3 protein-coding genes are annotated in these 3512 nt (G+C 41.6%); all 3 read right to left on the minus strand.

The genetic code is table 11. The features are described 5' to 3' along the window. Window positions 1-327: 327 nt before the first annotated feature. Window positions 328-498: a hypothetical protein gene (locus BM278_RS18980; RefSeq protein WP_167359680.1), complete on the minus strand. Its 171-nt coding sequence runs from the start codon at window positions 496-498 to the stop codon at window positions 328-330. 118 nt (window positions 499-616) lie between these two features. Next, window positions 617-2131 carry a malate:quinone oxidoreductase gene (locus tag BM278_RS17135; protein ID WP_341871196.1) on the minus strand — a complete coding sequence of 505 codons (1515 nt, stop codon included), beginning with the start codon at window positions 2129-2131 and terminating at the stop codon, window positions 617-619. Window positions 2132-2954: 823 nt separating this feature from the next. Then, a partial coding sequence (locus BM278_RS17140) for an RpnC/YadD family protein (protein ID WP_482809933.1) occupies window positions 2955-3512 on the minus strand: 558 nt, incomplete at its 5' end.

The raw sequence follows: 3512 nt of genomic DNA on the forward strand, positions 1-3512 counted from the left end.
CTTAGCTTTGCTTGAAGTGGGAGCTTCTCAGTTCCACGACGAGAGCAACCTTTCGTCTCCCTGAGCGTAACTTCGGGTCGTCCCAACCCTAGGTGTCCGATGTGACAGAAGTTCTTTTGCACCTTGGCTATTTTACGAGTGGAAGGATCTGCTTGGTTTTCGCCGACTCATTTGTCCACTCAACCCCATATAGCCACTTATCAAAGAACATGGTATACATTTAGTTTATCATGCGTTTTGGCTAACGCCAATCGAAATTCATCTCCCGCTTATCGCTGGGCTATGCCCTTCACGCGCTTGAAGCGGGAGACTTCTTTCGGAACTATGTTAAAACTCCCGAACAACCGAATTTTCCTGTATAACTCTTCCTACCTCAGCAACGTAAAAAATATCTATCTCGCAGCCATACAATAGCTTTAGCAGCGCCAATCCCCTTATTTGCGCATCATTTAACTGATCGTTAATGTACACGTTCTCGCTCTCTGTTAAATTCTTCATGCAACTTCCCTTGTTTCATATCCCATCAAATAATTTAATGTCTGCTCAATGGCTGCTATTTTCATTATTATCGACAGGTGACAGGCACCGCGTTCAAGGAGACGGCGCGCGCATTCTATTAGGCTAGCTGTAGCAGCAAGTTTCCATTTAGACCAAGCGTCTTCGCTGTTGAAGCCTGAATCTCGCGCAGAAGCTCTTCATTTTCCATGAGCGACACACCGTAAGAAGGAATCATTTGTTTCAATTTCGGTTCCCACTCTTTCATATGTTCAGGGAAGCATTTTGTTAAGACTTCAAGCATGACATGAACGGCAGTCGAAGCACCTGGCGAAGCGCCGAGCAAGGCAGCGATTGAACCATCCGCCGCATGAACCACTTCCGTGCCAAATTGAAGCGTTCCCTTGCCGCCAGCCTCCGTATCTTTAATCACTTGCACACGTTGACCTGCTACGATTACATCCCAATCCTCGCTTCTGGCGCTCGGAACAAATTCCCGCAACTCTTTCATGCGCTGTTCTTTCGATAACATCACTTGCTGGATCAAGTAATTGGTCAAGGCCATGTTTTTAACACCAGCCGCCAATATCGTTAAAAGATTATGCGGTTTGATAGAAGTGAATAAATCAAGCATGGAACCGTTCTTTAAAAATTTTGGTGAGAAGCCGGCAAACGGTCCAAATAGCAACATTTTTTTATTGTCGATAAATCGCGTGTCAAGATGCGGAACAGACATTGGAGGAGCGCCAACTTTCGCTTTTCCGTAAACTTTTGCATGGTGCTGCTCAACAACTTTCGGATTATTGCACACCATAAATAACCCGCTTACCGGAAATCCTCCAATCCCTTTTCCTTCAGGAATACCGGATTTTTGCAGCAGGTGCAGGCTTCCTCCTCCGGCCCCGATAAAAACGAATTTTGCAATATGACGTTCAACGGCACCGCTGTCTAAATTCCGCACTTTCAATTCCCACGAGCCGTCGCTAGTGCGTTTGATATCATCCACATGATGTCTGTATCTTATATCGACGTGTTTACTCTTTAAGTGGTCAAACAATCTGCGCGTTAAAGCGCCGAAGTTGACATCGGTTCCCGATTCGATTCTAGTGGCCGCTATTGGTTCCTTCAATGTCCGATCTTGCATAATAAGCGGAACCCATTCCCGCAATTTTTTCGGATCATCGGAAAATTCCATGCCTTTAAATAACGGATTGTTAACCATTGTTTCAAAACGCTTCTTTAAAAACTTTACATTTTGTTCTCCTTGCACTAAGCTCATATGAGGCAATGGCCGGATAAAGTCCTTTGGATCATCAATCACTTTGCTGTTTACAAGATATGACCAAAACTGCAATGAAACGTGAAACTGTTCATTAATTTTTATCGCTTTGCTGATATCTATAGATCCATCTGGTTTTTCGACCGTGTAATTCAACTCACAAAGTGCCGCATGACCGGTTCCGGCATTATTCCATTCGTTAGAGCTTTCATCTCCTGCCTTTGCGAGTCTCTCAAATACTGTAATTTCCCAATCTGGCGCTAATTCTTTTAATAGCGTCCCTAAAGTCGCGCTCATGATACCAGCACCGATTAAGACCACATCTGTTTTCGTTTGTTCGCTACCCATGTTTACCACCTTATTTCCTAAGATTTGCAGAAAGCATATAAACAATCTCTCTCAAAGCCATTCTGACTATGCATACGCTTAACTTTTTCAGGATTTATTATAACATAATTACTTTATAGTATGTCACTATTGTCGATAAATTAGAAAATATATTAGTACAATTAAATAATTTGTTACATAATAAATCACTGTTTCAAATGATACGAATGAACAATCGGCCTTTATGTACTACGAACTCGGCTTTCTCAGTCCATAAGCGATCAAGTGGATAAGAGTAGATTGGATAAAGGAACCGCTATAAAGATGAATGGCAATTTGGACGCTTTTTCGTTCGCTTTGCATTCAGAAAAATAATAGTGGTTCACCGTCTCACCACCTTTCCAAATCGATCCATTCTATATTATATCATCATCTAGTAGAAATAGTATTACTTGAAATAAAACTTTGAATATATTCATTATTCGACAAGTGGCAGATGCCGCGTCAATAACACTTTTCAGTTAAATTGCCCAGTCGATATTCGATATACTTTTAAGACATAGATAGGGTTCTCCTTTCTCTAAGATTTTTGGTCCGACCAGAGTGATCTATATAAGTTGCAATAAAAAATTTCTGATTTGTCGTTTCTGTTTTCATCTTAATACAAGTCGATATGATATAACGTGGCGAGTGATCAGCTGAATGTAAAACAAAATTTCAACTTATATAGCAAAATGCTTTACGCAAAATTTTATACATCATCATTCGAGCGACCATAACAAAAAAGCTGCCCATCATCTTGGGACAACTTTCTCCTTTGACAGGTGCCAGACACCGAACCGGCAGGAAAATATCATTTACCTTTCAATCTTTCTCGAACTTCTTCTTCTGTCAAATCGAGCATATGTGCAATTTCCGCTACGCCCATTCCTTTTTCCGACATTTTGCGAATAAGATCGCGCTCTTTTTGCTTCATCCCTTGCTTAAATCCTTCTTCTAACCCTTCCTTTTTCCCTTTTTGTTCATATGAAATCAGCAGCTCCAGCACTTTTTCTTTTTCTTTCGTTTCCATTTGGTTCACCTCGTTTCGTAATCGTTGTTCTTCTTCATCCGACAATTTCACATATGTTTCAAAAAAGCCGAGCAACAGCCGCTGCTTTGCTTCATCCAATTCCAAACGGACTAACATGCGCAAAAACTGTTTTTTCAATTCGATTCGTTCATTTTCAGTATACCCCATTTTGCTTAACAGCGCAGCGGCGATCGGGTTGTCGCTGCGAATGTAGTTGCGCCAATTTTGTTTACGTAGTTCAACGGTGAAAAAGCGGAAGTGAAGGATGTTGCCAAACGGAAGTTGAAGCGTAAACGAGGACGGTTCGTCGCGGATGGCATCGTAGCTGAAAACGGCAAT

It is taken from the genome of Parageobacillus thermantarcticus, from assembly GCF_900111865.1.
In the GTDB taxonomy this organism is placed as follows: Bacteria; Bacillota; Bacilli; order Bacillales; family Anoxybacillaceae; genus Parageobacillus; species Parageobacillus thermantarcticus.

Excerpts from the sequence above, each read along its gene's own strand:
- BM278_RS18980 (WP_167359680.1), bottom strand. The coding sequence starts at position 498 with ATGAAGAATTTAACAGAGAGCGAGAACGTGTACATTAACGATCAGTTA.